Below are 26,526 nucleotides of genomic sequence, written 5' to 3'. Positions count from 1 at the left end.
GAAGCAAAACCAGCGCGGAAGCGCACAAAAAGCCGGGCCAATGCCCGGCTTCTCTATGCTTGCTGCCTGTTTATGAATTCGGACGGCGTCTTAGCGATTTTACCGTCATTGCCCACAAGGAGCAGGAAAACGAGCGCTACCAGCATGCCGCCGGCGGCGCAGACAAACAGTGCCCCGTAGCCGAAATTGTCGATCATCAAGCCGAGCAGCGGGGGCGACGAGACAGCCGCCAGCGACGAGGCAAGGTAATACAAACCGGTACGTGTACCAATGTTTTGCTCGCTTCCGGTCGATATGATAAACGGATAAGAGTTGATGTTGATACACGCCCAAAATATGCCGCCAACCGCCAGTAAAATGCGCAGCAAGATCATCGTCTTAACCAGCGGAACGACCGCAAATACGAGAAATAACCCGCATATGCCGAGGATAATTGTCTTTTTCTTGCCGAACCGGTTTCCTAGCCAGCCGCTGGGAATCGCAAACAGCACGAAGAACAGAGAGAAGAATGTCAACGAGAAAGCGGCTTCCCCCTCCTCGAGCCCAAGATGATGCTTGCCGTATAACGTAAACAGGGACTCGACGCCTTGATACGATACGAACCAGAAAAAGATCGCCGCAAGCAGCATCACAGTAGTAAAGTCCAGCCCTCCCCGCGCCCGGATACCGTGCCAGCCCGGCTCCCGCGTGATCGGAACAGCCGAAGTGCGATTTTCTTTGATCGACCGGTACAGGATAAGAAGCGAAATCAAAGTAACGCCCGCTGCCGCGATAAAAGGAAAAGACGGATTTACGCCGTATAGAGCAGATCCGGCGCCGAACGCGGCGATGCCTCCGACACCGCCCATAAAGTTGATAATGCCGTTGGCTTTCGTCCGCTCTGCCTCCGGCGTAATATCCGGCATCAGCGCGATCGTCGGCGACCGGTAAATGCTCATTGCAAGGTTCATAAGCACCATGAACAGAACCAGCGTCATAAAATTCGTATGGAAAGGAATCAGGATGACAAACAAGGCGGCAAGCGGCATTCCGGCCATCAGATAGGGCATCCGCTTGCCGAAGCGGGAGTTCGTCCTATCGCTGCGATGGCCGATCCACGGCTGCAGAAACATGGCGAAATAATTGTCAATCGTCATCATAAATCCGATCCATGCGGCGCTGCCCAGGAATGAATCCAGAAACAGCGGGACAAAGGCGTTATAAAGCGACCATGTAATGCTGATGCTGAAAAATCCGAAGCCGAGAAGCCACGTCTTTTTCATCAGCGTTATACCTCTGCGACCTTAAGCAGCTCCGCAAGCCGGTCGGGATAATCCGTAATAATGCCGGACACGCCCGCATCCAGCAACCTGCGCATTTCTTCGGGATCGTTGACGGTAAACGGATGATAGGCGATTTCCTTCTCGGCCGCTTTAGCCACCCATTCCGGAGTAACCGCAAAGCGATAGGCGTGGAGCGCATTCGCCCCGATCCGCGACGCATACTCCCATGCCTCGTACAGACCCTCCATGTACAGAATTCCTGTCCGTATTTCGGGGGCTAACTGCTTGCACTTCACCAGCGAATAGTGGTTGAAGCTTGAGATGATGACGCGATCGCTCATCCCGAAGCGGTTAATCTCTTCCATCACCGCTTCCTCCAAGCCCGGGTACAGCACGACGCCATTTTTCAGCTCCAGGTTGATCTGCAGCGAAGAAGGCTTCACCAGCTCGAACAGCTCGCGAAGGGTCGGAATGTACTCTTCCCGGAACGCAGGATCAAACCATGAGCCCGCATCCAGCTGCTGCAGCTCTTCGAGAGTGACGTCTTTTACAGCCTTTGGTGAACCGGTCGTTCTTTTCAGCAATTCGTCATGGATCAGAACCAGATGTCCGTCCGCCGTCATCTGAACATCCGTCTCGATTGCGGTTGCGCCAAGCTCCATGCTGCGTTTAAATGCCGCCATTGTATTCTCCGGACAATAGCCGGACGCTCCTCTGTGGGCTATATTCAGGACACTTTTCAACTCGTATACCTCCATTTAAGGACTTTTTTAATTTAAATCATACTACAAAATAATTCGAGAAAATCCATTCTTTTGTAAAATTTCACGCTATCTATATCTGAAAAATTTAGGGTTGCGCATTAACTGTTTATACAATATACTGTTTATTAAATTAACAGTTTACACAATATACAGAAAGGATTGAGATTTATCATGAGCAACTTTGCGATTGAAGTAAAAGGCTTGCGAAAAAGTTTCGGCAGCCAGATAGTGCTTGACGGGATTGACCTTGCGGTACCGGCGGGTACTGTCTTTGCGCTGCTGGGTCCGAATGGGGCGGGCAAAACGACGCTGATCCATATCTTGTCTACACTTACGGCTCCGGATCAAGGTTCCGTACGCGTAGCCGGGTACGATGTGGTGACTGAAAAAAACGAGGTGAAACGCTCCATCAGCCTTACCGGGCAATTCGCAGCAGTCGACGAAATGCTGACCGCAGAGGAGAATCTGCGCATGATTTGCAGGCTGAGCGGGCTTACGTCTGCGGAGTCCGGCGCCAGAACCGCCGAACTGCTCAAGCAGTTTGGCCTCAGTTCGGCCATGGGCAAGCGCGTCAAAACATACTCGGGCGGCATGCGGCGCAGGCTGGATCTCGCCATTAGCCTGGCAGCCAGTCGTCCGGTGCTGTTTCTGGATGAACCGACGACGGGGCTCGATACGATTAGCCGACGTTCGCTGTGGGATATCATCCTTCAGCTTAAGGAGCAGGGCATTACCATTTTCCTGACGACTCAGTATTTGGAGGAAGCGGATCAACTTGCGGACACGATTTCCGTCATTGCTGACGGACACGTCGTTGCAACCGGGACGGCCGAGGAGCTGAAGTCGCGCGTGGGGGGAGAAGTCATTGAACTGCGCAACGAGAAAGAAGAAGTGATTCGAATGATCTCCACCAACGGGAGCATTCATGACGTGAGGCAAACGCTGAATGAGCTGGCTCATACGGTCCCGCAGGAGGCCAGGGTGAGCATTCGCAAACCGAGCATGGATGATGTGTTTCTTGCGCTGACAACCAAAAATTTGGAGGGAACCAGATCATGACAACGACCCATTCTATGGCCAAGCCGGCTTCATTCGTAGTAACGAACGCCGTCTTTATCGGCCGCAGCATTCGCCTCAGCCTTCGCAACACCGAGGCGCTGATCATGGCAATTATGCTTCCGATCTTGCTCATGCTGCTGTTTACTTATGTGTTCGGCGGCGCACTCGATCCTACCGGCAACTATGTAGACTATGTCGTTCCTGGAATCATTCTGCTCTGCGCAGGATTCGGCTCTTCCCAAACAGCCGTTGACGTAGCTCAAGACATGACGAGCGGCATTATTGACCGGTTTCGAACGATGCCCATCCGAAGCCTGAGCGTTGTCACCGGGCATGTTGTCGCAAGCCTTGTCCGCAACCTGATCGCAACGGGGGTTGTGATTGGCGTCGCGCTGCTCGTAGGATTTCGTCCCTCTGCAGGTGTAGTGGAATGGCTTGGGGCGGTCGGTACCATCACCCTGTTTATTCTGACCTTCACCTGGCTATTCGCTGCCATCGGCCTGGTTGCGGGCAGCCCGTCCGCTGCAGCCGGCTACGGGTTCGTACTGCTGTTCCTCCCTTACCTCTCCAACGCCTTCGTCTCGACGGATACGATGCCGAAATGGCTGCAAGGGGTAGCGAACCATCAGCCGATCACTCCTGTGATCGAGACAATTCGCGGACTGCTCACCGGAACACCGGTTCATGATCGCGCATGGTGGGCCATCGGATGGTGCTTGCTCATCCTCCTTGTTTCACTCGTATGGAGCCTTTGGTCGTTTCGCCGGAAGGCTGGACGCCGCTAGCGAAGACCCGGCAACAAAGATTACAAACAAAAAGAACAGCGGCTCGGCATGCGCCTAGGGTCGCTGTTCCTTTTGTTTGTTTATTTTTCTGTCTTCGAGACTTGCTTCTTATTGATGTGCTTCGTCTTTCAGCCTCTTTCCGGCTAGATAGTGCTCAATACCGTCCAGTATCCGTTCCAGTCCAAAATCGATATCATTGCCGTAGATTTTTTCGTTTTCGGCGTCGTTCTCGCCGGTATACGTGCCTGACATGACGACCGGATGCAGGTAGGGAAAGCGCTGTGGGTCAACCATTTGCTTGAGCACCGTGCTATAGTCCGCACCGCTGAAGGCATCGGGAGCGACCCCTGCCTTCATGGCCCGGTTCAAATCCCGCTCAAGGATCCCGAACGTTCTCGCGTAACCGCTTAGCAAAAGAACGAGCGACAATTTTTCATAGTCGCTAAGCGGAAAAGTACGCATGGACCGAAGCGCCCAGTCAATAATTTTCAAGTTGTTTGGCGTAACAGGGACACCGGAGATCGGAATGTCGCAATACCACGGATGATCCCGGAAGGCCTGAATGCAAATCCGTACGTACTCACGCATGCTTTCACGCCAGTCGATGTCCTTCTCCTCCGGCGGAATGGGAACATCGCACACTGCGTCCTGCATGAGCAGCAAAAGATCGTCCTTGCTCGAAATGTACCGGTAGAGGGACATGGCTGTAAATCCCAACGACGCGGCAACCCGGCTCAAAGAAACGGCCGATAGGCCTTCCTGATCGGCGATTTCGATCGCTGCCGCGACTATTTTATCGATGCTGAGTTCACCTTTTGGGCCTCTCTTCGGTTTTTTGACCAAACCCCAACTGAGCGCCACGCCGTGAGGCAAGGTGGTTACTGCATCGGTATCGGTGTGATCGCTTTTTTTCATAAATTCAGGTCCTCCATCGTTATTTCCACGAATGAAATATCCGCTATAGGCACTCGTTAACTGTAATGTTTGCAAAAATGTTTACATCATATACAGTATATCACACATTGGAGCCTGAATTAAAACGCGTTTCCAATGGATCTCTGCCACAAATCACAAAGGTCCGCGTTAGACGAACTCCCTAGAATTCTCCCCCTGCAGAAACCTGCCTTCTTCACCTAATTCTCTTTCTCTGCTTTCAATCTCTTTACTTCTTGTTCTAAAAAAGATAACCGTTTATGTATTCGATATAAAATTGGCAAATATCCGATAATTATAAGAATTACCCATCCCATATAATCAATTCCTCCTTAATTTAGCATTCCTGTCAATAAGCTGTACGTATATTTTAACAGAATATTAAAAGGTATAAAATGAGGATCCATTTCCCCCACTATATAAAATAACCCCACAAAGTGAGGCTTTTACTTTCAGGCGGATTCAGGTACTTTGCTTCGGACCCCGGAAACTCTAAATTGTTTAAAAAACGCAGCCCATATCGGCTGCGAAGCTACGCATAATGCTAAACTATATATTCCTTGACAGGAATATTCTCGAAATGGTATATTCATCTCATAATTTAATGCTTAAAACAAAGAGTGAGATGATTGAAAGAATGGATATTACGGTTTTTGCAGCACTTGCCGAGCCTAACCGGCTTCGCATTGTCGAGCTATTGCGCGATGGACCTCTCACTGTCGGAGACATCGCCGACCAAGCTCGACTGCGGCAACCGCAAGCCTCCAAACATCTTCGTACATTGAACGAGGCAGGGCTTGTCGAAGCTCAAGCCGAAGCCAACAGGCGATTTTACAAGCTGCGCCCGGAGCCGTTCCAGGAAATGGAGGCTTGGCTGGAATCCTGCCTGCGTGTTTGGAATGAAAGGTTCGACCGCCTGGACGATTACTTGAAGGAACTGCAAAGTAAGAACGAAACCGATGACTCCGAAGAATAAACCCGCTAAGAAAATAAGTATATTTGGAGGGATACAAGTTGACGGACATTAACGCTATGAGCAAGACCACCGCAGCGGTTGAAGGGCGGGAATTGATCGTTACCCGTAAGTTCCATGCGCCGCGGGAGATTGTGTTTAAAGCATGGACGGACCCAAAGCACTTGCCAGCGTGGTGGGGACCCAATGGATTTACTACCTCCGTGCAAAAAATCGATGTCAGACCCGGAGGTGTATGGCGTTACGTCATGCACGGGCCTGACGGCACCGATTATGACAACAAGATTACCTTCACCCAGATCGATGATCCCGAACGTCTCGTATACGCTCATGGTGATGGCGCAGAAGATGAACTATTTCGGGTAAGCGTGACGTTCGATCAACAAGACGAAACGACCCTCCTTACAATGCGAATGGTGTTCAAGTCAGCCGAAGAATTGGAGCAAACCGTCAAAGAATATGGAGCTATAGAAGGAGCACAATCCACGCTTGAAAGACTTGAGGATCAACTGCCAAAAATCACATTAACGAGCGTACAAGGGCATACTTTTAAGCTGGCGCGTATCTTCGATGCGCCGCGGGAGCTTGTTTTCAAAGCTTTCACGGAACCCGAGCATCTGAAGAAATGGTGGGGGCCTCGGGGATGGACGCTCACCGTTTGCAACATAGATTTTCGCCCGGGCGGCACCTGGCATTACTGCATGAAATGCATCGACAAGAGCCAGGGAGATTTCTACGGTTACGAATCATGGGGTAAAGCCGTGTACCGGGAGATTGTTCCTGAAGAAAAAATCGTCTATACCGATTACTTCTCCGATGCCGAGGGCAACGAATCGGACGGATTGCCTCCGAGCGAGATTACGCTGCTCTTTGAAGAGTACGAAGGCAAGACGAAAGTCGTAAGCCATGCTCAATTCGGTTCTGCAGAGGCTTTGAAGTCCGTCATCGATATGGGAATGGAGCAAGGAATTACCGAAACTTGGGATCGTCTCGCCGAGCATCTGGAGTCTCTTCAATAACTGAAAATGTTCGTCACATGATAGAATCGCCCATTTACCTATGAAGAAAAGAGGCTGATCCAATGGATTAGTCTCTTTTGTTGATTATGCAGTCAAGGAGCACTCCCCCTTGACCTCATCGTTGTCAGCGATTAAGCCGTACTGGTTAATTGAACGATCGAATTATAATCTAAATATTGAGACGAAGAGCGCACCGCTCCATTCCTTTGCAAATAGAAACAGAAAAATTTACCTTTCTTCTACAATAATGTACATCTATTGGCCATTTTTCGGCTTTCGCCGCTAGATTTCCAATACTGGAATTTTAATCCTACAGCCCCTGAATAACAGAAATCCATCATGCTATAATGGAAAAATAGAGTAGATTGTCCGAACGACGAATCCAGAACATCCATTTACAATTTGCAGGTTGCCGGGAGATTAACTAACGGCCAGCTTCGCGTAATAAGCAGTTAATGGCTTTCAGGAGGAACTAGAATGATTAAATGGCAAGGACAAGATCTTAAATATTCAAACCGGACTGCAGAGTGGGTGGTTTGGGTCGAGAGAATTATTTACATTATGGTTGTGTTCCTTGGTATCGGGGCAATGCTTTTAGCGGTCTATATGTTCATGAAACGGGATTGGCTTGGCGGTATTCTCTCCATATTGGTAGGGGCGGGCATCGGCTGGTCAGCCTGGTTCATCCGGATCAGCAGGAAGCTAAACCGGGAAAATCTTATTGAAGCCGAACTGCGCGATAACGGATACTTCATCTCTATGACAAACACAGTAACGGGAGTCAGGCAAGAGCAGTTTATTCCGTTTAGCAGGATGAAGGATGTAACGGTTGGTCGAATCTCACAATATGTATCAAGAGGTGCCGACGAATCCGGCTACTATATCATTGCTGCCCGGCTTGTCATGCGCTTCGAGGATGAAGAGGGAAACCTGCAATTTTCCCTGTTCACCGAAGTCGACAGCGACAATCTCAACTTGTGGATTCAAAAGTTCCAGGCTGGCGGAGTAACCATTTACTCGACGCATGTGAATATCGGTGGCATAAAAACTGAAGATTATCCCGCCGCTTACGAAGAAATTCCAAAAGTCCTTTATGGAACAAACAGCCCTCCCGATCTGGGTATCGGGGAGCTGTCGGACAGAGCATTGCCGAGATGGGAAAGCACGGCGATGCGAAAGAAGAAAGAAAAACAACAGGCAAAGTACGACAATAAATATCGCCGCCCGTTATCTTTCGTGATTGCAATCTTGAACTTTCTGTGCGCGCTGCTCTGGATGCCGGTATGGACTATAGAAGATAGCTCATTTGCCGAGAGCTCTCCTTTTTTATATGTTAGGGTAGTAAACTTAATTTTACTTCTACTAGAGGGCACTTACTGGCGCGAGCAAATCCGCTGGCATCGCCCTCTTCTCCAGGTTGGTGTTGTAGCTGCCGTTCAACTGGTCGGATTTTCGATGGCTGTCCTGATCGGGAGCACAGATACTCTTCCCATTAAATCCATCGTGATGGATAATGTTAACCTGATAATTTTGCTGTATATCGTCTTTGGTGTTGTCCGTTTGCTCAGGAGCAAGAATTAACGGAGCAAAAGAAAGATGTGCTGTTTGTTCGGAAAAATACGACGTTCTATCATGATGCAGCTCCTTTAGTCCTCCTTGTAGGCATAATCAGAAGGACGGTTTACTAAACGAATTTCTTTTCTGCGTAATTTATTCGTTTGTAGTTAGGAGAGTTTATTCCTGATCCAATACTCCCGTCGTCTCTTGGGATGCCATTTGTTTTTGCGCTTGTGCTACTTGGTTCCGTTTATGGTTGAACTCGGTCACTTCACTAAATTTTCTATGGACATCCTGTAGTTGATCTTTATTCCCTTTGGCTTTCGATTCTGCCATTATATTCTCACCTTCCCAACTTCGAATTTATTCTTGTTCGGCGTCTAACTCAGTGGCTGCCTCGAACACATTATCCTTCGGCACTTGGGTCATATCCTCCTTTTGCTCTACCCAATGCCCAATATTGCGATACCAATCCTCAAACGAATCGTCCAGTTGCTTCTCTCTGTTCTGATCCTCATAAACATCAGAGTCCACTTCCATCTCCCCGGTAAGAGATCCCTCCTCTTTATTCCGTCCCCGACCGTTATCATCAAATGCATTCACTCGGAATACTGCCTCCTTACATTCTCATCATGTACGATCTCATGATCCTTTCATGCATAGGATTAATTTGCATAAATAAGGGCTAATTTATACAAACAGATCTTCAAAATTCCTCCCCCAAAAAAGAGATCCCGCCAATAAAGAGTTAGCCCTTATGCTTATAGACGCTGAAATGGCTTGGTTTGCACTTTGAAAAAGCCAAGGGCGACTGCTCCTTGGCTTCATCTGTCTCAGGCTATAGTTATTTCGTAGCTGCAGCGGATTTCCTTTTGTTAATTTACATAGATTTCCGTGACTTTTCCATTCGTAAAGGTTACAAACTTAAAGTCCGGATACCCCCATGTCATGTATTTACTGGTAATAGAGTTTTTCAGTCCAAACAAAAACCACTTCATGAAGTGGTTTTAAATACAATAGAGAAGCGTGACAAACGCTTAAGCTTCGGCGAATTACTCCCCTTTACCAAGCCATCCCAAGAAGCTGAAGCTGGCAGGCTCGGGTTTTCCCAGTTCCTCAGATTTCATATGATCAATAACGGATACTACCTTTGTAAAGGTTTCAATCTGCTCATACATAAGGTCGGGATCGATTTTGTCAATATGCCCGTTATCTCCAACTGCACACAGGTAATCGGGACCTGGCACAAGCGATATCGTGGGGATGTTCGCTTCGTATAGCGGCTGGCCTTCTCCAAAATAAAATTTACCTTTCGGCTTCAAAGTGATGGTTCTCACTTTCGTTCGTCCCTGAATGCAGTTCAAATAGATGCTGTCCATGGCCCGATTTGCGGTAAATACCAATTCATTATCAATCTCCCCAGTAAACTGATAATGAGCATGCTTCTGATCATCTTTCCATTCCGTACACCCCAAATGCTCAATCGTAATTCCTGCAACTGCCTGCTTGTTCGTTCCTTCTCCGTTCCACAGCTCGGGATGGTCCTTAAGCCATCGGGTTGTTGCCTGTCCTTTAATTCCAAATTGGGGAATCTGAAAATGACCGGTTACAAACACAAAAACGATGCTTCGATTGCGCTGTTCCTCACGGATTTGCGAAAAATATTTTGCCATGGCGAGCAGAGCAACTCCCCCATTTTCCTCACAAGCGTTGGGTCCATCCGTATGGGTATTTACAATGATCGTCTCCGCATCATTCCTGCCCGGCAGCATAGCGTATATCGTATCGCTCCCCGCTGTATGATCAACGTCCGCTTGCAAGATTAGCCTGGCTTTCGCTTTTCTCATCGCTGCTTGCTTTAAAGCTTCCCCATCCTCTTGTCCAACCCACAATGCCGGACATTGCCTATGATCCGTTGTAAACGGCAAGTATTGTCCTTTGGCGTTGTCTGCGGAAATATGGTTCCATATACAGATAACCCCAAGCACTCCTGCTTCCTCTGCTGCTTTAAGATTCGGTCCCCCCAGCACAGAACCAAATAAAGGGTGGTAAAAGGTTAAAGGCAACGCGGCCGTTTCAGGATAATTGGATCTTTTTTTGAAAAATAGTCTGGAAGGAACCTTGGGTACGGCTACATCAACGATCGCAATCTTGCCGGCAGCTTTCTTTAAATGGCGGGACCCTTTCCGCAGATAGACATTTCGCCCGTAATACCGTCTGTCGGTGTTTCTCCAGAATAGGGATAATAAAAGGCAACCGGAATTTGTTCGAAGCTTCCGTCCTCTTGGAGCACGGAAAGTCCCCAGCTTTTGGCTTCCCACTTCTTGAATAGATGATGATCTCTATGTACCTCCAGACCCATTTTCGCAAGTTCCGTCTGAAAATAGTTGATAAGGTTCTCATGTGCCAAATTTCCCGTAAGTCTAGGCCCATAGCTGCCTACCACCTGCTGCCATTCCCATACTTCCTGTTTGTTTGGAAAAATACGACGATCTATCATGGATGCAGCTCCTTTTTAGCATCCAGCCCAGTGTTGGATGTCTTGGATGTCTGGACCCGGCGAAGAATAAAGCTCAAATGACGCTGAAGAACCGCCAATACATCGGAGCTATCGGATCCTTCCTGGAACAAGTGGGTCACGGAGTGGACAATAATAATGCAATATACGGACTCAGCCAGCAGCTTCGCGTCCTCCGGCTTCTCCCCTCTTTTCTCCAAAAGCTCTACCAAGACCGCATATATAGCAGGGTTATAGTTGATGAAGCTTTCCATAATGTGAAGCTCAGGCCCCTCCGGACTCAGCGCTCCGCCAAACACTTCCTTCCAGAAAGGTCTCCCGTATCGGTCAAACAAGATCAACACGTCTTCAGCAATTTGCATGGCGACCTCTTCCGGCGTCATCTTTTCGTACTGATGCACAGCTTCATTCCCTTGCTTTGTTTGCTGTATATCTTCCCTAAGCAGCGTCAGCAAAAGAGCGGTCTTAGATGAAAAATAGTTGTATATCGTTCCTACCCCAATATCAGCGGCATCCGCAACGTCGCTAATGGATACCATCGAAAAGCTCCTGCTAAAAAATAACCTCCGCGCTTCTTCTAATATACGCTCCCGAATCACTTGTTTTTTGCGTTCTCTGCGGCCAGTCAACAACATCACTCCATATCGTTTATACTCCCCAAAAAATGAACACGTTCATAAATGATTATATTCATTTTATGATTTGATTTCAATTCCGCTTCAAAACCTTTTCAGGATAAGGATCGTCAGTATGCTGGCTCACCAATATAGAAAAAGCCGCGTCATTGGACGCGGCTCGTGGCTTTTTAGAGGTCTCATATCAATCATATGCTGAACATAACAAAAAAACGGCATTTCTGCCGTTTTTCCAGTATGGATCGTCAGGGGCTCGAACCCTGGACCACATGATTAAGAGTCACGTGCTCTACCAACTGAGCTAACGATCCGCATTATTAAATTGCCTAGGCAAAAGCCACAGGATCTGCAACTGATCGCATTACTGCCACCGATTTGCTCTCCTAGCTGAGCTATAACCTACAAAATAATTATTTCCGATTCCAAAGATATATTATACAGATGTTAATAAATTTCGTCAATACTTATTGTGCAAAAAATTGCCGTCCGTCGCCGATTCGTTAATTGATACTTGCGCAGCGCTGATCGGAACCAATTTTGACCGTGAATGCCAGCTGTTCCGGATCGACTTCCAAAACTCATCCCTATATCGATCTTCTTTGCGTAAGCGGTGTGCCTTAAATATCGATACCGCATGAATGGATCATGGTGACTGCCTATAACGTGTCTCAGAACGGCTCCTTGATTTCACGTCTCACTTCCTCGACGATCGCCTTTACCCCCTCCTCGATTCGGTCCGGCAGCGCACGTGAAACGCTGATCCTCAAAAACTTCTCCTTTGCCATGTAATCAGATAAATAAAATCGTTTGCCAGGCACAACGATGACGTTCGTAGCTAGAAGCCGTTTCGACAGTCGCTCTAAGTTGACCGTCTGCGGCAGCTTCAATTGCATGAAAATCCCCGAGTTGACGCACGATGCTTCGATCAGATCTGCATCATTGTACTTTTGCAAGGCCTCATTCAAAGCGCGGATTCGCTCCGCGTATTGATTGCACATTTTGCGCTTATGACGCTCATACATGCCATTTTTGATATAAACCTCGAGAGCCGCCTGGGACAAAAGCGAGGTATCGGTGTATCTTTTATACCCGCGAAACGTCTCCAGCAGCCGTTCCGGAAGAACGGCTGCGCCAAGGCGCAAGCCCGGAAAGATGATTTTAGAGAAGCTTTTCAAATAAATGACGTGCGACGTTCTGTTATAGGCGTAGATGGGGTCAAACCCCCGCTCTTCGCCCAGGTCGGCCATATAATCGTCTTCTACTACGTATACATCGTATTTGCTGGCCAAACCCGCGATCACTTTCCTCTCCTCGGCGCTAAGCGATGTGCCAAGCGGATTGTGAAATCTCGACATCGTGTAAAAATATTTGATCCCGCCGGTTTTGAACTTCTCCTCCAACTGTCGCAAATCAATACCTTTCGCCGTTCGGGCAATTCCGCAAACCGGCAAGCCCTCTGCCTCAAGAAACCGCAAATAAATATCGTAGCTTGGCTGTTCGACCAAAATAACCGGCTTCCCGTTCGGGAACGGCATTTTCGCCAAAATTTCCAACGCTTGCTGTACCCCCGAGGTCACCACGATTCGCTCCGCTTTGGCAAACACTTGACTTCCGGCCAGATGGGAAACAAGCGTATCGCGAAGCTTATCCAGCCCTTTGGAATCACCGTATGTAAACAATTGGTACTTGTATGTATCAATCGCCTTGTTCAGGCAATGCTGGAAATCCAAATAAGGAAACACACTTGAATCTGGCGATGGCGACGAAAAATCAATCACTTGGCTTTCCTTGTTGTCAAACCGCACATCGGGCTTCTCGACTACGTAATAACCGCTTTGGGCAATCGAATAGATCGCATGGCGCTTCTCCAATTCCGCGTAAGCCCGCACGATCGTGCCGGTACTGCAGCCGTACGACTTCGAGGCATCGCGGACGGAAGGAAGCTTTTGACCCGAGCGGTAACGTCCATCATTTATTTTTTGTTCCAAATCTGAAAGGATTGACAAATATTTCTTCATGTCCGCTCCTCCTTCAAGTTGCCTCTTACAAGTAATTGTATGATACCGGTCCAACTGTATCAATACACTTTCAATGATTTGGCATTGTTCAAGATCGTATTTCACCGTACCATTCAAGCAGACGGGTATACGCTTTGCGAACACGATCCCGATTTTGCACTGAGGAGGATGCCTGATATCAACAAGAACGGAATTTGGCTTGCTTATTTATGTGCGGTGGTAAACGCGGCGATTATCGGGTTTTCGTTTTTGTTTGTCAAAATAGCGCTTGAATACGCCGGGCCTATTGACACGCTAACCTACCGTTTTGCCGTTTCGTTCGCGGCCCTGACGATTCCCGTGATCCTCGGCCGTATTCGATTGAACTATTACGGCAAACTGCTGTATAAAGCACTTCTGCTGGCGACGATGTACCCGCTTGGCTTCTTCATTTTTCAAACGTATGGACTAAGGTTTGCAACTTCTTCCGAAGGAGGCATTCTATATGCTTTTGTACCAGTTTTGACGATGCTGATGGGCTCCTTATTTTTGAAGGAATCGACTACCGTTCTGCAGCGGCTATCTATTTGTCTATCGGTCATTGGCGTTATATTCATCTTTTTCATGAAAGGAAAAGGTATCGATATATCAAACCTGACGGGGATTTTCCTATTGGTTATATCGTGCCTCGCCTTCGCGGGGTACAGCGTCTTGGCCCGATCGCTGCTGAGAACATATAGACCGATGGAGATCAGCTATTTGATGCTCGGAATAGGCTTCTTCTCTTTTCTGGTCATGTCGTTATCCGATCATGCAGCCGCCGGAACGCTCTATCGTTTGCTCTCACCGCTAGCAAAAGGCAAGTTCATCGCGTCGGTTCTCTACCTTGGCGTGATGTCCTCGCTAGTCACAACGCTCACGGCAAACTACGCCTTATCCAAAATAGAAGCCTCTAAAATAAGTGCGTTCTCCAATCTGTCAACGGTTGTCTCTATCGCAGCCGGGGCTATGGTTTTCGGCGAAGATATCAAGGTGTACCATATCATCGGCTCGGTGTTGATTATCGCAGGTGTATGGGGAACCAATCGTTTCGGGTTAAAAAAAAGTGAAGACTCAGCCCCCCATTCTAACAGCGCGGATACCTGAAGGGCGGGCTCGAGTCACCCACGAGAATCATGATTTTAGTAAGGAGTACCCTGCTCGTCCATCTGTTCGCTTCCCGTTGAAACATACGATCGTCTGAAATGGGTTCTGATCCGAGCCTACGCCAAGGGGAATGTCCGAATCCTGATCACAGACTGACGAAGCTTATTCGATGAAGCCTTTTTAGCGGTAGATTCAGACGCCGTGCTCCTGAGCATTCGCTCCTCGGCGCGGACGGAAGCCCCTGACTCATCGTTGCCAGCGATGGGCTCTACTGCGCTGGTTAGTTACACTGCCCCGAACCATCTGCAAGGGTTTCAATGTTCTTTGCCCAGGTTCTTTTTTCAGTAAGAAAGTAAAGTAAAGCTAAAATCGGGATTACAACTCCAATTAGAGAAGTAAAACTCCAGCCGCCACGGGCATAAGACCAACCGCCTAAAGATGAGCCAATTGCTCCGCCAATGAAGAATATGGACATGAAAAGTCCGTTCAGACGGCCTCTTGCTTCACTTCCCAATGAATAAATCGCACGCTGTCCCAGCACAAGATTTCCCGAAACGGCCATATCCAGCGTAATAGCGGAAAGAACGAGCAGTGCAAGAACCGTTGTTGAATTCCCTTGAAAAAGATAGGTCAGCAAAAAAGACAAGGAGGCAATAATCATTGCCAGTCCGGTCAAAAATCCGGTCCAGCCCTTATCCGCCAGTCTTCCAGAAATCGGCGCTGCTATTGCTCCTCCCACACCTGCTAACGCAAATAATGCGATGCCTTGCTGGGACATTCCGAAATCATCCGCCAATCGTAAAGGAACCACAGTCCAAAAGAGGCTGAAGACCCCAAATAAACAAGCTTGATAAATGGCACGGCGGCGCAATACAGGCGTTTGTTTTAAAAGGGCGCCTAAAGAGACTATTAATCTCCCATAGTTTATCGTAGGTGAAGGCTTACGTTCAGGGAGAATACGTGACAACAGAACCGTCAATAGAGCGATAACAATCGACGACAAAGCAAATACTGCTTGCCATCCCCAAATGCTGGTTATAAAGCTTGCCACTGGACGGGCAAACATAATTCCGAGTAAGAGGCCACTCATCACGTTTCCTACCGCGCGGCCGCGATGCTCTTCAGACGCTAAATAGGCAGCATAGGGAACCAGTATTTGGGCTACCACAGATCCCAGTCCAATAAACAGGGACGCAATCAAGAACAACGGCGCATTGGAGGCGAATGTTGCCGCAAGCAATGCACATACCACAACAATTAGCGATACTACCGCGAGGCGCCGATTTTCAATAATGTCACTTAGCGGTACGATTAACAGCAGCCCTGCAACATAACCGATTTGCGTTAAAGTGACAATTAATCCTGCCGCTGCCGAAGAAAGCCCCGTAGCTACACTGATAGGTCCTACCAGAGTTTGAGCATAGTAAAGATTGGCAACGATAAGACCGCATGCGGACGCTAACAGAAACATAATCCAACTTGGAATTCGTTTACCCTGGGTGTCTTGTTTCGTTTGCATTGTAATCCTCCTCATTTTCATTATCTGAGTGTGCGGCAGGCTAACAATATTCAGTACTGCCATCACAAATAAAATAATGAACGTTTAGTTTAGTAATTCATAATCAAATAATATACTGAACGTACGGTTTTGTAAATAGCTAATTTTATTTTTACTTTATTGTTGAATGCTTAGTATAATGAACGTATAGTTTTTATTGTAAAGGGGAGGATTCGTGTGAATGCCAAAAGAGGGCGCCCACGTAATGTTGAAACGCAAAAGTCTATCCTTTCCGCTTCATATGATTTGTTGTTGGAAATTGGCTTTGGAGCGGTCACTGTAGAGAAAATTGCTGAACGTGCTGGGGTTAGTAAAGCCACCATTTATAAATGGTGGCCCAATAAGGCTGCTGTTGTTATGGACGGCTTCCTGTCTGCTGCTGCAACTAGACTGCCTGTCCCCGACACGGGCTCAGTATTAAATGATATACTCATTCATGCCACTAATTTAGCTCGGTTTTTGACTAGTCGGGAGGGTAAAATCATTAAGGAACTGATTGGTGAAGGGCAATTTGATTTAGGACTGGCAGATGCATACCGGACCAGATACTTCCATCCTCGCCGGCTTGAGGCTAAGCATCTTATAGAACGGGGAGTTCAGCGCGGGGAATTGAAGGAAAATCTCGACATCGAATTATGCATTGACCTCATTTACGGGCCGATTTTCTATAGATTGCTAGTAATAGGTGAAGGTTTGGATGATGTTTATGTTAAAAATTTAGTTACATATTCATTTACAGGAATCAATTCAGATTGAATTTACGGAAAATGAAAAATGGGGCTATCCAAAAGCGGTTTATCCAGCTTTTGAATAGCCCAACAGTTTTAACTACCATAAATACAGAGCCATGGCAAAGGTTTGACAAAAAGTGGATACCTGATTTACAATTAATACAGACCGACGTCGGTCTGTAAATCATGGAGGGGATGCAATGCCCAGAACAGTAAAAGATCCGCAACAGCGGAAACAGGAAATCTTGCAGGCAGCGGAACAACTGTTTTTAAGCAACGGTTACGAGAAGACTACCGTAGAGGACATTTTGCGTAAGGTCGGCTTGTCTAAAGGCGGATTTTACCACCATTTCCAGTCCAAGGAGGATGTATTGCTCGGTCTGATCGATCTGATGATGGATCAGGTGATCCGGGAAGTCGAACCTATAGTCGCCAATCAAGGATTGAACGCGATCACCAAGCTGGAACTCTTTTTTCAAAAACACGTTGAATTCAAAAAACCGAAAGTCAAGCTGTTAGCCTATTTCTCGGAGCAGAAATTATCGCACTCGCAGCAACTATCCCGGAAAGGCACTTTTTGGAAAAATTACAAACCTCATATTTTAGCCATCGTCAACCAGGGAATTGACGAAGGATCGATGCGAGTTGCTTCTCCGGAACAAACTGTCGAACTGTTGTTGGTCGTATTCTCGTATATAAAAGACCGCTTGCCTCAGGTTCTCGACGATACCGAGGCTTTTCGGAAATACGTAAGCGCCGTCGAAGAAATGACCGAGCGTACGCTCGGGCTTGACAATATTCACTTGCATTTGCTCCGATTAGTGGATCGAAAAAATGTGGACGAATAAATCAGGAGGTTTCCAATTTGAAAACGGTTCTGGTTACAGGAGCGAACTCGGGAATGGGATTGGTGACATCGATTGAAATGGCGAAGAGGGGGTTTTACGTCGTTATGGCTTGCCGAGACGCTGAACGCGGGCAGAAAGCCCTTGAAGAAGCCCGGAAGCAAAGCGGTTCCACTCACCTTGAACTAAGAAGACTTGATCTCGCTTCGCTTGAGAGCATTCGTAATTTTGCCACGCAATTTAGTAATTCATTTAATAGTCTTGATGTACTGATCAATAACGCCGGGGTACTTGCCGTTAAACGAATGGTCACGACGGATGGATTCGAAAGCATGATGGGCGTAAACCATTTAGGTCATTTTCTGCTTACAAATTTGCTGTTAGAACCCCTTCGCAGCGCTCAACAGGGGCGAATCGTAACCATCTCCTCCAGTGCTCACAAGTCGGGGTCGATCAACTTCGAAGACCCGCATCTCATTCGAAAATATTCGATCGTAAAAGGTTACGCACAGTCTAAGCTGGCAAACATCCTGTTTACCTTGGAGATAAGCGAGCGCTTAAAAGGTTCCAACGTTACAGCAAACTGTCTCGATCCCGGGCCTGTATCCACCAACATAGGCATCAGCCGGAGCAATAGGTTCTGGGGGGAGCTGTTTCACGCCATCATGAAGCCGTTTGTCTCGAGTCCAATTAAAGGCGCACAAACGGCGATATACCTGGCCACCAGCCCTGAAGTGGATAGAGTTACCGGCCAATACTTTCATAAACAAAAAATCTCCAAGCCCTCGGTAGCGGCTCGTGACAAAAGATTGGCTTCCCAACTGTGGGAGTGGAGCGAACGGGAAGTTGGACTTCGCACTACATGATCGAATGGATGAAATGCCGCAAAAAGCAAAAAAACTCGCCTTGCGGCGAGTTTTACGTTTATGTATGGTGGAGCCAAGGGGGATCGAACCCCTGACCTCATCGCTGCCAGCGATGCGCTCTCCCAGCTGAGCTATGGCCCCGTATGATTATAAAGATGCGGTCGAGAGGACTCGAACCTCCACGGGGGGTTAGCCCACACGGACCTGAACCGTGCGCGTCTGCCAATTCCGCCACGACCGCATATGTTGCAGCTGCTTACTAGATAACTTAACAGCGACAAGATAGATAATACCATGTGAGGGAATACTATGTCAATAGCTTTATCACATTTTTTCATTAGACACCCTGTTGCAACGGTTATTTTTTAGTGATTAAAGAAAGCTCCGCCTTAACGGCGAAGCTTTCTTTGGAAAATGGGTCTCTGGTAGCTACATTACACCAACCAAGCGCGGGAAACGATCACCAAGAGGATAAACAATACGAGAATTGCGCCAGTCGATGTCCAGCCGCCGAAGCCAACACCTGCAACTTCACCCATGATTTCTACCTCCTCTTTATGGGATACAATATACCATATGCACACAGGCAACTGTTGCTGTGGGCCGATGCCCGAGCTTTCAGATTTCAACCGATACCCATGATGTCCAGTTTCATTTATATATTCAAAAAAGGCCTCCCTCAGCTGCGGAAGACCGTGTCAAATATGCTATGACGAAGAACTGTTTTCAACCTTGCACATGTTTCAAAAGAAATTTGCGACTGATCAGGATCCCGCCGGCCCCACCCAGCGAAACCCCGTCAGCCAATCTATCGATAAGAGGGTATATTCAATATACAATGGGCAGCTTAACGCAACCTTATGATAACCTGAAAATTAGCTTAAACTTTTTGGCGCTCCGCTTAATCATCATTTGCTTGAACCAGAAGAAAAGCCCGATCCCCACCAGTGTGACCATGCCTCCAATGGCTTGAAGCGGCTGGACCTTCTCATGCAGCAAAAAAGCGGCCAGAATAATAGCGACAGCCGGCTCAGCGATAATAACCATCGAAACGGTAGTGGCTCCGAGCGATCCAAGCAGCCGGAACAAGATCCATTCTTCCGCATCCTAAGCGAGCAAGGGAACGCCTCGGACCATATGACATGGACTTATATTCTTTTCCCATAAATTTCTCTTACGAATTGTTCCTTATAGTCAGTATATTCATCAATTCCACCATTATTTTCTTCTATAAATTTCTTTTTCAGATTACTGTATTGGTCCCGTACTGTTTCGTTTGCATTTAAGTAATCCCTAAAAAAGATTAAATTTTTCCAGAGTTCTTTATTATACTCAACTAAATGAATAAAGTGGGTCTTTTCTTCGAAGGTTTCATCTGTAAACTTGGCAAGCACGATTTCATTAGGACGTTGAACCCGAAGTCTTAAAAAACCAGCCTCCTTTAGCCCCTGAAAAATAGCCTTATCAACATTTTCAATATCATCTAGACCCACAACTAAATCCAATATTGGTTTGGCAACCATATCCTTAATAGCTGTGCTTCCAATATGTTCAATTCGATTTTCCTGAATAGGGGTTGAATTTAGAATATCCTGTTTCATCCTATGAAACGCTTTCTGCCATTCAACGGTATGTGCTTCTAATCTTACTTCATCTCGTTTTAGTCCTAATTGCATTTACATACACCCCTTTTGTTTCCTTCCCTAATTCTTATCTTCGTGGTGCCAGCATGACAAGAGCGCCGATCAGACAAATCGCCATTCCGGCCCAATCATAAGCATCCGGAGTTTTGCGGTCAATCCACCATCCCCACAGCACGGATAGCACGCTAAAAATGCCGCCTTAAGCCGCATAAACGCGTCCGAAGGATGAGAAGGACTGCATCGTGGCAATCATGCCATAAGAGATCAGCAGTACTGCACCAAATGCGCCGTACACCCAGCTTTTGCTGTCGCGAAGCCAAAGCCATATTAAATAACCACCGCCAATTTCAGCCAGGCCGGCAAGTACGAATAGTAACGCTGCTTTCATCTCATTGTCCTCCCTCATTGGACACCTGAATCATACTACCACATCGTACTGCATTTCCTATTCGTTTGTACAGATTTGTTTTGTCCTGAATCAGCCATGCTGCACAAATAAAAGACCCGGCAGCTAACCAGGTCACAGGGGAAACATTTTTTATTCGACAGCATCGGAATCCTTGGACAAGAGGCTTTTCAGCTCGCGCATAAACATATCGATGTCTTTGAACTGACGGTAAACGGAGGCAAAACGTACATAAGCCACCTCATCCACCGGGTACAGATGCTCCATGACAAGCTCTCCGATGTTCATGCTTTCAACCTCGGCTACTGCCGTATTCCGAAGTGAGCTTTCCACCTTGGTCACTATAGACTCCAGCTGCTCCACGGAAACAGGCCTCTTCTCGCAGGCGCGGATTAATCCGCGAAGCATCTTCTCCCGGCTGAATTCCTCGCGGCTTCCGTCCTTCTTGATGACAATAAGGGGTGTCTCCTCCACCATTTCAAATGTGGTGAACCGGCGGCTGCATTTCTCGCACTCCCGCCTTCTCCGAATGGAGCGGTTGTCATTCGCAGGGCGGGAATCCAGCACTTTTGTCCCCTGGTAGTCGCAGTACGGGCACTTCAAAGCTTCACAACTCCTTTCTTGTCGTTATTCCTGATCAATCTTCAGATTGGGCTTTGGCATGGTTGGATAACAATACCAGTCAAAAATCGTTCTCTTTCGTAATGAGATTTCGAAGAACAGCACATAATACAGTTACCAACCCAAGGAGGTGAAAAAGCAATGGCTCAAAACAACAGCACAAACGATCTGGTAGTTAAACAAGCTTCCGGAGCCCTCGAGCAAATGAAATATGAAATTGCTCAAGAACTCGGCATTTCTTTTCCTCAAGATGGATACGCTGGTAACCTGACTTCTTACGAAAATGGTTCGATCGGTGGTTATATCACTAAACGTCTTGTAACCCTGGCTGAACAACAACTGGCTGGCCAATTCGGCCAAGTTCGATAATCATTCAAGATCAGGTAACCAAGGGGCATAGGGAGAGAATTCCAAGGTTCTCTTCTATGCTCCTTTTTCAGGTTAAAAATCTTTGTAGATGCTCGTATACTGCTCGTAATAATGAACTACCCGCTGTACATAATGTCTGGTCTCGCCCAAAGGAATATTTTTCGCCGTATCTACGGTTCCATCCCAGGTACCGCCCTTCAACCAGTTCTTTACCCTTGTCGGTCCTGCATTATAGGCCGCGATCACGGCAATCATGTTCCCGTCAAACTGATCAGACAGGCTTTTCAAATACCAGGTTCCGATTTCGATATTAGCTTCGGGCTGCTGATTGATTTGATCAAACGAAACATTCGGCAGCTTGGCCGTTTCAAGCACCCACTTCGCCGTATCCGGCATGATCTGCATGAGTCCGAGCGCTCCCTTTTTCGATTGCTTGCTCGGTTTATAATTGGTTTCGACCCGGATAATGGCGGCAACCATGAACGGATCAAGCTCGTTCTTCTCAGCATGATGCCTGATTTCATCTTTATAATAAATGGGATAGAACAGGACAAGCCACTGGCTGTTCAGGAACAGAAGCAGCGTAAAGCCAAAAAACAGCAGCAGTAGCACTCTTTTTTTGCGCAGCCACTTCATGATAATCCCCGGCTTGTCCAGAACGCATCAACTTGACGCTCCGTTTCGGCGATGCCCCGGCTGTTGTCAATGACGATATCAGCCAGCTCCTTTTTTCGCTCGATGTCCATTTGAGAGGCTAGCCTAGATTCCGCCTGAACGGCATCAAGGCCGTCGCGGGATATTAATCTTGCAAGCTGGATTTCTCTAGGAACGTACACGACCATAATCTGCTCGTACATCGATTGCTGCCCCGATTCAAAGAGAAGCGGAATGTCGGCAACAACAAGCCGGTCCGGGTACCGCTCTTCATATTCGGCCATTCTCCGCCGTATTTCCGTTCGGATGGCCGGATGCGTAATTTCATTAAGCGCCTGCCGTTCCCCAGGATGGGCAAACACATGCTCACCGAGCTTTTTGCGGCTCAGCGTTCCGTCCGGCAACAGCATTTGCTTTCCAAAACGTTCTACTACAGCCGCCAATACCGGATGCCCGGGTTCCATAACTTCGCGGGCAAGGATATCGGCGTCAATCAACAGTGCCCCCCGGCTTGTCAGCATTCGGGACACGGTGCTTTTTCCAGTGGCTATTCCGCCCGTCAGGCCGATGTTCAATAGAGTCACCCCGTTAATGCATTAGCTTCTTATTTCGGCTGGCATTTCGGACAATAATGGGTTCCCCGCCCGCCTACAACCGATTTCTCTATGACGCTTCCACAGCGGACACAGGCTTCGTTCTTGCGGCCGTAGATTTGCAGGCGGTGCTGGAACATGCCCATCTCGCCTTGTCCATTTACATATGATTTGATTGACGATCCTCCGGCTTCCACCGCTTCAGACAGCGTGGCAATGATGCTTTCGTATAGCTTCCCGAATTCATCCGCTGTCAGAGATTCAGCCTTGCGCTCCGGATGAATTCCGGCGCGAAACAACGCCTCGTCTACATAAATATTGCCAAGCCCTACGATATATTCCTGATTGAGCAGCGCAACCTTGATCTTCGTCTTGCGTCCGGCGAGAACCTTTCTGAACGCCTGAAGCGTGAAGCTTTCGTCAAGCGGCTCAAGTCCAAGCTTCAGCAGCGGCTTGCTTGCAAACTCCTCCCCTGGAGCGAACAGATGCATCGTTCCAAATTGCCGGACATCGCGATAGCGAAGCTCGGTTCCATCTGTAAAATGGAAAATAACATGTGTATGCTTTTCGACCGGCTCCCCCTTTTGGTAAAGACCGTAGCGTCCTTCCATCCGCAGATGGGACACCAGCACGAGGTTGTCCATTTCAATCCGCAGGAACTTTCCTCTGCGGCCAACTCCAGTAATAGTATGTCCGGACAATTCCTGACTGAAAAGCCGGGCATCGTCCGGCCGCTGAATGATTCGCGCCAGCGAGACGGTTACTTTCTCTATCGTTTTGCCTGTAATCAGCTTCGTTAACGTTCTTCGTACAGTTTCCACTTCCGGCAATTCCGGCATTTTTCTTTCACCTCAAACTCATTATACCGGAAAAAGGCAGGGCGTGGGCCTTTATTTGGCTTCATACCAGTTGCTGCCGCTGCTCACTTCGGCCTTCAAAGGAACCGAAAGGTCCAGCGCTTTTTCCATCGTTTCGGGAACAAGCTTCTTCATCAGCTCCAGTTCCTGCTCCGGCACTTCAAATACAAGCTCGTCATGCACCTGAAGAAGCATGCGGCTCTTCAGCTGATGCTCCTTTAGAGCCTCGTCCATCCGGACCATCGCCAGCTTGATAATGTCGGCAGCCGTACCCTGAATCGGCGTATTCATCGCTGTCCGTTCCGCGAACGAACGGAGATTAAAATTGCTAGCGTTGATCTCCGGCAAATATCTGCGGCGTTCCAGCAAAGTCGTGACATAGCCATCCCGCTTGGCTTCCTTGACGATATTGTCCATATACCTCCGGACGCCCTGGAATACCGCAAAATACTGCTCAATAAAGGATGCCGCCTCTTTGCGGGTAATATTCAGATTCTGGGACAAGCCGTAATCGCTGATGCCGTACACGATGCCGAAATTGACGGCTTTAGCCGAGCGGCGCATGTTCGAATCCACCTGATCCTGCGGCACGCCGAAGACATCGCTTGCGGTTTTGGTATGAATGTCCATATCGTGCAGAAAGGCTTCCTTCAGACGTTCATCACCTGAAATATGGGCAAGCACCCTAAGCTCAATCTGCGAATAGTCGGCGGCCAGGATATGCCATCCAGGCTCGGACGGCACAAACACCTTGCGTATTTTCCGGCCTTCCTCAAGCCGGATCGGAATGTTCTGCAAATTCGGGAACTGGCTGCTGAGCCGCCCCGTAGCCGCAATAGTCTGGCGGAAATAGGTATGCACTTTGCCGGTCTCCGGGCGGATTTCCTTCAGCAAACCTTCCACATAGGTGGATTGGAGCTTCGCGAGCTGGCGGTAATCCAGAATATACTGGACGATATCGTGGTAAGGCGCCAGCTTCTCAAGGACATCCGCATCCGTGGAATATCCGGTCTTTGTCTTTTTGATCACCGGCAGCTGCAGTTTGTCGAACAGAATCTCGCCAAGCTGCTTAGGCGAGTTCAGATTGAATTCGGTTCCGGCAATTTCATAGATGCGGGAAACCAGCTTGTCAATCTGCTCTTGGAATTCGCTGCCGAGCTCCTGCAAATCTTCCCGGTGCACGGAAATGCCCTGCTTCTCCATATCAGCCAAAATCCGGGACAGCGGCATTTCCAGATCGAAGAATAAACGCCCCATATCATTCTCCTCCAGCTCCTTCCGCTGAAGAAGGACAAGCCGGGACAAGGCCGCGGCCTTCTGGGCCAAATTTTTGCCCAGCACCTCTTGCTCGGGAACTTTATATTTGGCCCCTTTGCCAAACACGGCTTCATCCGAAGGGACGGGCGGCAGTCCGTACTTGTCCGCCAGCGCGCTGATGCTTTGATCGCCGCCTGTCGGGTCGAGCAGATAAGCGGCAAGGCTGACATCAAATGCGGCGCCTGCGAACGAAATGCCGTGCCAATGCAGAGCCAGATCGGCCCGATGCAGATCGTATCCGTTCTTTGGCACGCTGTCATCGCCAAGCCAGGATACAACTTTGGCTCCGCTTTCGGATTTTAGCAATTCGAACGGAACAACAAAATGCTCGTCCCCCGCAGACAGAACGAGCCCGACTACCTTCGCGTGGTGCGGGTTATCCCCGTTCGTCTCGATATGAACGACCTCTACCTGCGGGAGAGCCTCGGCCAAACGATCTATACTGTTCTCATTGCAAATCACGAAGTCCAGTTCTTCCTCCGGCAGCGCACCCGGCGCTTCGGAGTCTTGTCCCGATGTTGCCGCGGCGGTGAAAGAAAGTCGTTCAAGCAGCGACTTGAATTCGAGCTTGCGGAGGACAGGAGCCGCTTTCTCCTCGGCAAGCCCGCCGAAAGTCATGTCATCCCAATTCCGCTCTACCGGCATATCCCTGTAAATCGTGGCGAGACGCTTGCTCATTCTCGCATCTTCCGCATGGTTCACCAGATTTTCCTTCATCTTGCCCTTTAATTCATCGGTTTTGGCCAGTACCTCTTCCACGCTGCCAAACTGATGGAGCAGCTTGAGCGCCGTTTTCTCGCCGATGCCGGGCACCCCCGGTATGTTGTCAGACGCATCGCCCATCAGCCCTTTCAGGTCCATGATCTGCTCCGGCTTCAGGCCGTACCGCTCCATAATTTCCGCATAACCGTACGGCTCCAACTCGGTAACGCCCTTGCGGGTAAGCACCACACGGACATGGTCCGATACAAGCTGGAGCATGTCCTTGTCGCCAGTTACCACCAGAACCTGACGTCCTTCTTCTTCAGCCCTTTTGCTGACCGCGCCGATAATATCGTCCGCTTCGAACCCTTCGGATTCGTAATGGGAAATGCCGAATCCGTCGAGCAGCTCGCGCAGCAAAGGGAATTGCTCGGACAGCTCGGGAGGCGTCTTCTCCCGCCCGCCCTTGTAATCTTTATAGCCTTCATGCCGGAAGGTCTGCTTGCCGGCATCGAAGGCAACCAGAATATGGCTCGGCTGCTGCTCCTGGATCAGCCGCAGCAGCATATTCGTAAACCCATACACCGCATTGGTGTGCTGTCCGCTGGAATTGGACAGCGGCGGCATGGCGAAGAACGCCCTGTATATAATGCTGTTTCCGTCAATCAAGATCAATTTGTCCATCAATGGCACCTCGTCCTCATGTTTGGCTTCCT

General features: G+C 48.5%; 28 protein-coding genes, 3 tRNA genes and 2 pseudogenes. 11 read left to right on the top strand and 22 right to left on the bottom strand.

Annotated elements, in window-relative coordinates:
- Positions 1-53: 53 nt before the first annotated feature.
- Positions 54-1,262, bottom strand: coding sequence for an SLC45 family MFS transporter (locus K7397_RS14315; RefSeq protein WP_223068623.1), 1,209 nt, complete (start codon positions 1,260-1,262; stop codon positions 54-56).
- 5 nt (positions 1,263-1,267) lie between these two features.
- The gene (locus tag K7397_RS14310) at positions 1,268-2,020 is read right to left on the bottom strand and encodes a glycerophosphodiester phosphodiesterase (RefSeq protein WP_223068622.1); all 753 of its coding nucleotides are present in this window, start codon (positions 2,018-2,020) and stop codon (positions 1,268-1,270) included.
- 177 nt (positions 2,021-2,197) lie between these two features.
- Here K7397_RS14310 and K7397_RS14305 point away from each other — a divergent pair, with 177 nt between their 5' ends.
- The gene (locus tag K7397_RS14305; protein WP_223068621.1) at positions 2,198-3,085 is read left to right on the top strand and encodes an ATP-binding cassette domain-containing protein; all 888 of its coding nucleotides are present in this window, start codon (positions 2,198-2,200) and stop codon (positions 3,083-3,085) included.
- The gene (locus K7397_RS14300; protein WP_223068620.1) at positions 3,082-3,870 is read left to right on the top strand and encodes an ABC transporter permease; all 789 of its coding nucleotides are present in this window, start codon (positions 3,082-3,084) and stop codon (positions 3,868-3,870) included. Before K7397_RS14305 ends, K7397_RS14300 begins: the two co-directional genes overlap by 4 nt.
- A gap of 108 nt (positions 3,871-3,978) precedes the next feature.
- On the opposite strand, the gene K7397_RS14295 is transcribed toward K7397_RS14300, so the two are convergent.
- Entirely contained in the window at positions 3,979-4,785 is an 807-nt protein-coding gene (locus K7397_RS14295) for a TetR/AcrR family transcriptional regulator (protein ID WP_223068619.1), read from the bottom strand.
- Positions 4,786-5,440: 655 nt separating this feature from the next.
- Here K7397_RS14295 and K7397_RS14290 point away from each other — a divergent pair.
- From K7397_RS14290 to K7397_RS14280, 4 genes and pseudogenes are all read left to right on the top strand, one after another.
- Positions 5,441-5,779 (top strand): ArsR/SmtB family transcription factor, encoded by a 339-nt coding sequence (locus tag K7397_RS14290; protein ID WP_223068652.1) that lies wholly within the window; start codon positions 5,441-5,443, stop codon positions 5,777-5,779.
- A 56-nt stretch (positions 5,780-5,835) separates the two neighbouring features.
- Positions 5,836-6,270: pseudogene (locus K7397_RS21595) on the top strand (SRPBCC family protein); the annotation flags it as partial.
- A gap of 15 nt (positions 6,271-6,285) precedes the next feature.
- Positions 6,286-6,795 (top strand): SRPBCC domain-containing protein, encoded by a 510-nt coding sequence (locus K7397_RS14285; protein ID WP_237690938.1) that lies wholly within the window; start codon positions 6,286-6,288, stop codon positions 6,793-6,795.
- 477 nt (positions 6,796-7,272) lie between these two features.
- Positions 7,273-8,376 carry a hypothetical protein gene (locus K7397_RS14280; protein WP_223068618.1) on the top strand — a complete coding sequence of 368 codons (1,104 nt, stop codon included), beginning with the start codon at positions 7,273-7,275 and terminating at the stop codon, positions 8,374-8,376.
- Between the two features lie 153 nt (positions 8,377-8,529).
- Here the strand turns inward: K7397_RS14280 and K7397_RS14275 are convergent, their stop codons facing one another.
- From K7397_RS14275 to K7397_RS14245, 7 genes are all read right to left on the bottom strand, one after another.
- Positions 8,530-8,688 (bottom strand): hypothetical protein, encoded by a 159-nt coding sequence (locus K7397_RS14275; RefSeq protein WP_223068617.1) that lies wholly within the window; start codon positions 8,686-8,688, stop codon positions 8,530-8,532.
- A 27-nt stretch (positions 8,689-8,715) separates the two neighbouring features.
- A complete protein-coding gene (locus tag K7397_RS14270) occupies positions 8,716-8,955 on the bottom strand; it encodes a hypothetical protein (RefSeq protein ID WP_223068657.1) in 240 nt (79 codons plus the stop codon).
- A 449-nt stretch (positions 8,956-9,404) separates the two neighbouring features.
- On the bottom strand, positions 9,405-10,340 hold the full coding sequence (locus K7397_RS14265; RefSeq protein WP_223068616.1) for a Zn-dependent exopeptidase M28: 936 nt from the start codon (positions 10,338-10,340) through the stop codon (positions 9,405-9,407).
- Positions 10,341-10,519: 179 nt separating this feature from the next.
- Complete coding sequence (locus K7397_RS14260; RefSeq protein ID WP_223068615.1) at positions 10,520-10,852, bottom strand: hypothetical protein; 333 nt, start codon at positions 10,850-10,852, stop codon at positions 10,520-10,522.
- Positions 10,849-11,505: a TetR/AcrR family transcriptional regulator gene (locus K7397_RS14255; protein ID WP_273545629.1), complete on the bottom strand. Its 657-nt coding sequence runs from the start codon at positions 11,503-11,505 to the stop codon at positions 10,849-10,851. Before K7397_RS14255 ends, K7397_RS14260 begins: the two co-directional genes overlap by 4 nt.
- A 238-nt stretch (positions 11,506-11,743) precedes the next feature.
- Positions 11,744-11,816, bottom strand: a tRNA-Lys gene (locus tag K7397_RS14250).
- A gap of 357 nt (positions 11,817-12,173) precedes the next feature.
- The gene (locus K7397_RS14245) at positions 12,174-13,523 is read right to left on the bottom strand and encodes an aminotransferase-like domain-containing protein (protein WP_223068613.1); all 1,350 of its coding nucleotides are present in this window, start codon (positions 13,521-13,523) and stop codon (positions 12,174-12,176) included.
- 168 nt (positions 13,524-13,691) lie between these two features.
- Between K7397_RS14245 and K7397_RS14240 the strand changes: the two genes are divergently transcribed.
- On the top strand, positions 13,692-14,648 hold the full coding sequence (locus K7397_RS14240) for a DMT family transporter (protein ID WP_223068612.1): 957 nt from the start codon (positions 13,692-13,694) through the stop codon (positions 14,646-14,648).
- 280 nt (positions 14,649-14,928) lie between these two features.
- Here K7397_RS14240 and K7397_RS14235 read toward each other — a convergent pair whose 3' ends face one another.
- Entirely contained in the window at positions 14,929-16,167 is a 1,239-nt protein-coding gene (locus tag K7397_RS14235) for an MFS transporter (RefSeq protein ID WP_223068611.1), read from the bottom strand.
- 216 nt (positions 16,168-16,383) lie between these two features.
- On the opposite strand from K7397_RS14235, the gene K7397_RS14230 reads away from it, so the two are divergent.
- The 3 genes from K7397_RS14230 (at position 16,384) to K7397_RS14220 (ending at position 18,648) form a co-directional block, all read left to right on the top strand.
- Positions 16,384-16,962: a TetR/AcrR family transcriptional regulator gene (locus tag K7397_RS14230; protein ID WP_223068610.1), complete on the top strand. Its 579-nt coding sequence runs from the start codon at positions 16,384-16,386 to the stop codon at positions 16,960-16,962.
- 175 nt (positions 16,963-17,137) lie between these two features.
- Complete coding sequence (locus K7397_RS14225) at positions 17,138-17,785, top strand: TetR/AcrR family transcriptional regulator (RefSeq protein ID WP_223068609.1); 648 nt, start codon at positions 17,138-17,140, stop codon at positions 17,783-17,785.
- A gap of 17 nt (positions 17,786-17,802) precedes the next feature.
- Positions 17,803-18,648 carry an SDR family oxidoreductase gene (locus K7397_RS14220; protein WP_273545628.1) on the top strand — a complete coding sequence of 282 codons (846 nt, stop codon included), beginning with the start codon at positions 17,803-17,805 and terminating at the stop codon, positions 18,646-18,648.
- Positions 18,649-18,713: 65 nt separating this feature from the next.
- Here the strand turns inward: K7397_RS14220 and K7397_RS14215 are convergent.
- From K7397_RS14215 to nrdR, 7 genes and pseudogenes are all read right to left on the bottom strand, one after another.
- Positions 18,714-18,789: transfer RNA gene (locus K7397_RS14215), tRNA-Ala, on the bottom strand.
- A 15-nt stretch (positions 18,790-18,804) separates the two neighbouring features.
- Positions 18,805-18,889: transfer RNA gene (locus K7397_RS14210), tRNA-Leu, on the bottom strand.
- A 193-nt stretch (positions 18,890-19,082) separates the two neighbouring features.
- Positions 19,083-19,187 carry a YjcZ family sporulation protein gene (locus K7397_RS14205; RefSeq protein ID WP_223068608.1) on the bottom strand — a complete coding sequence of 35 codons (105 nt, stop codon included), beginning with the start codon at positions 19,185-19,187 and terminating at the stop codon, positions 19,083-19,085.
- A 319-nt stretch (positions 19,188-19,506) separates the two neighbouring features.
- Positions 19,507-19,737, bottom strand: a complete 231-nt coding sequence (locus K7397_RS14200; RefSeq protein ID WP_223068607.1) for an EamA family transporter — start codon at positions 19,735-19,737, stop codon at positions 19,507-19,509.
- 59 nt (positions 19,738-19,796) lie between these two features.
- Entirely contained in the window at positions 19,797-20,324 is a 528-nt protein-coding gene (locus K7397_RS14195; RefSeq protein ID WP_223068606.1) for a GrpB family protein, read from the bottom strand.
- 34 nt (positions 20,325-20,358) lie between these two features.
- A pseudogene (locus tag K7397_RS14190) lies at positions 20,359-20,679 on the bottom strand (YnfA family protein).
- 150 nt (positions 20,680-20,829) lie between these two features.
- Complete coding sequence (nrdR, locus tag K7397_RS14185; RefSeq protein WP_223068605.1) at positions 20,830-21,300, bottom strand: transcriptional regulator NrdR; 471 nt, start codon at positions 21,298-21,300, stop codon at positions 20,830-20,832.
- A gap of 159 nt (positions 21,301-21,459) precedes the next feature.
- Between nrdR and K7397_RS14180 the strand changes: the two genes are divergently transcribed.
- Positions 21,460-21,687 (top strand): alpha/beta-type small acid-soluble spore protein, encoded by a 228-nt coding sequence (locus tag K7397_RS14180; protein WP_223068604.1) that lies wholly within the window; start codon positions 21,460-21,462, stop codon positions 21,685-21,687.
- Between the two features lie 72 nt (positions 21,688-21,759).
- On the opposite strand, the gene K7397_RS14175 is transcribed toward K7397_RS14180, so the two are convergent.
- Genes K7397_RS14175 through polA form a run of 4 tightly spaced genes read right to left on the bottom strand, consistent with a single transcriptional unit; the run spans position 21,760 to position 26,494 of the window.
- Positions 21,760-22,323, bottom strand: a complete 564-nt coding sequence (locus tag K7397_RS14175; protein ID WP_223068603.1) for a lytic transglycosylase domain-containing protein — start codon at positions 22,321-22,323, stop codon at positions 21,760-21,762.
- Positions 22,320-22,916 carry a dephospho-CoA kinase gene (gene coaE / locus K7397_RS14170; RefSeq protein WP_223068602.1) on the bottom strand — a complete coding sequence of 199 codons (597 nt, stop codon included), beginning with the start codon at positions 22,914-22,916 and terminating at the stop codon, positions 22,320-22,322. Before coaE ends, K7397_RS14175 begins: the two co-directional genes overlap by 4 nt.
- Positions 22,917-22,945: 29 nt before the next feature.
- Positions 22,946-23,773, bottom strand: a complete 828-nt coding sequence (mutM, locus tag K7397_RS14165; RefSeq protein ID WP_223068601.1) for a DNA-formamidopyrimidine glycosylase — start codon at positions 23,771-23,773, stop codon at positions 22,946-22,948.
- A gap of 51 nt (positions 23,774-23,824) precedes the next feature.
- On the bottom strand, positions 23,825-26,494 hold the full coding sequence (gene polA, locus K7397_RS14160; RefSeq protein WP_223068600.1) for a DNA polymerase I: 2,670 nt from the start codon (positions 26,492-26,494) through the stop codon (positions 23,825-23,827).
- Positions 26,495-26,526: the final 32 nt, after the last annotated feature.

Origin of the sequence: Paenibacillus caui, from assembly GCF_019904135.1 — a bacterium.
Lineage (GTDB): Bacteria > Bacillota > Bacilli > Paenibacillales > Paenibacillaceae > Fontibacillus > Fontibacillus caui.
Note: the sequence above shows the minus strand (reverse complement) of the source record. Positions and strands in the feature narration are given on the sequence as shown.

What these genes read in the sequence shown, in the direction of transcription:
- K7397_RS14315 (WP_223068623.1), bottom strand. Translation starts at nt 1,262, where the DNA reads ATGAAAAAGACGTGGCTTCTCGGCTTCGGATTTTTCAGCATCAGCATT.
- K7397_RS14310 (WP_223068622.1), bottom strand. Translation starts at nt 2,020, where the DNA reads ATGGAGGTATACGAGTTGAAAAGTGTCCTGAATATAGCCCACAGAGGA.
- K7397_RS14305 (WP_223068621.1), top strand. Translation starts at nt 2,198, where the DNA reads ATGAGCAACTTTGCGATTGAAGTAAAAGGCTTGCGAAAAAGTTTCGGC.
- K7397_RS14300 (WP_223068620.1), top strand. Translation starts at nt 3,082, where the DNA reads ATGACAACGACCCATTCTATGGCCAAGCCGGCTTCATTCGTAGTAACG.
- K7397_RS14295 (WP_223068619.1), bottom strand. Translation starts at nt 4,785, where the DNA reads ATGAAAAAAAGCGATCACACCGATACCGATGCAGTAACCACCTTGCCT.
- K7397_RS14290 (WP_223068652.1), top strand. Translation starts at nt 5,441, where the DNA reads ATGGATATTACGGTTTTTGCAGCACTTGCCGAGCCTAACCGGCTTCGC.
- K7397_RS14280 (WP_223068618.1), top strand. Translation starts at nt 7,273, where the DNA reads ATGATTAAATGGCAAGGACAAGATCTTAAATATTCAAACCGGACTGCA.
- K7397_RS14275 (WP_223068617.1), bottom strand. Translation starts at nt 8,688, where the DNA reads ATGGCAGAATCGAAAGCCAAAGGGAATAAAGATCAACTACAGGATGTC.
- K7397_RS14260 (WP_223068615.1), bottom strand. Translation starts at nt 10,852, where the DNA reads ATGATAGATCGTCGTATTTTTCCAAACAAACAGGAAGTATGGGAATGG.
- K7397_RS14255 (WP_273545629.1), bottom strand. Translation starts at nt 11,505, where the DNA reads ATGTTGTTGACTGGCCGCAGAGAACGCAAAAAACAAGTGATTCGGGAG.
- K7397_RS14245 (WP_223068613.1), bottom strand. Translation starts at nt 13,523, where the DNA reads ATGAAGAAATATTTGTCAATCCTTTCAGATTTGGAACAAAAAATAAAT.
- K7397_RS14240 (WP_223068612.1), top strand. Translation starts at nt 13,692, where the DNA reads ATGCCTGATATCAACAAGAACGGAATTTGGCTTGCTTATTTATGTGCG.
- K7397_RS14235 (WP_223068611.1), bottom strand. Translation starts at nt 16,167, where the DNA reads ATGCAAACGAAACAAGACACCCAGGGTAAACGAATTCCAAGTTGGATT.
- K7397_RS14225 (WP_223068609.1), top strand. Translation starts at nt 17,138, where the DNA reads ATGCCCAGAACAGTAAAAGATCCGCAACAGCGGAAACAGGAAATCTTG.
- K7397_RS14205 (WP_223068608.1), bottom strand. Translation starts at nt 19,187, where the DNA reads ATGGGTGAAGTTGCAGGTGTTGGCTTCGGCGGCTGGACATCGACTGGC.
- K7397_RS14195 (WP_223068606.1), bottom strand. Translation starts at nt 20,324, where the DNA reads ATGCAATTAGGACTAAAACGAGATGAAGTAAGATTAGAAGCACATACC.
- K7397_RS14180 (WP_223068604.1), top strand. Translation starts at nt 21,460, where the DNA reads ATGGCTCAAAACAACAGCACAAACGATCTGGTAGTTAAACAAGCTTCC.
- K7397_RS14175 (WP_223068603.1), bottom strand. Translation starts at nt 22,323, where the DNA reads ATGAAGTGGCTGCGCAAAAAAAGAGTGCTACTGCTGCTGTTTTTTGGC.
- mutM (WP_223068601.1), bottom strand. Translation starts at nt 23,773, where the DNA reads ATGCCGGAATTGCCGGAAGTGGAAACTGTACGAAGAACGTTAACGAAG.
- polA (WP_223068600.1), bottom strand. Translation starts at nt 26,494, where the DNA reads ATGGACAAATTGATCTTGATTGACGGAAACAGCATTATATACAGGGCG.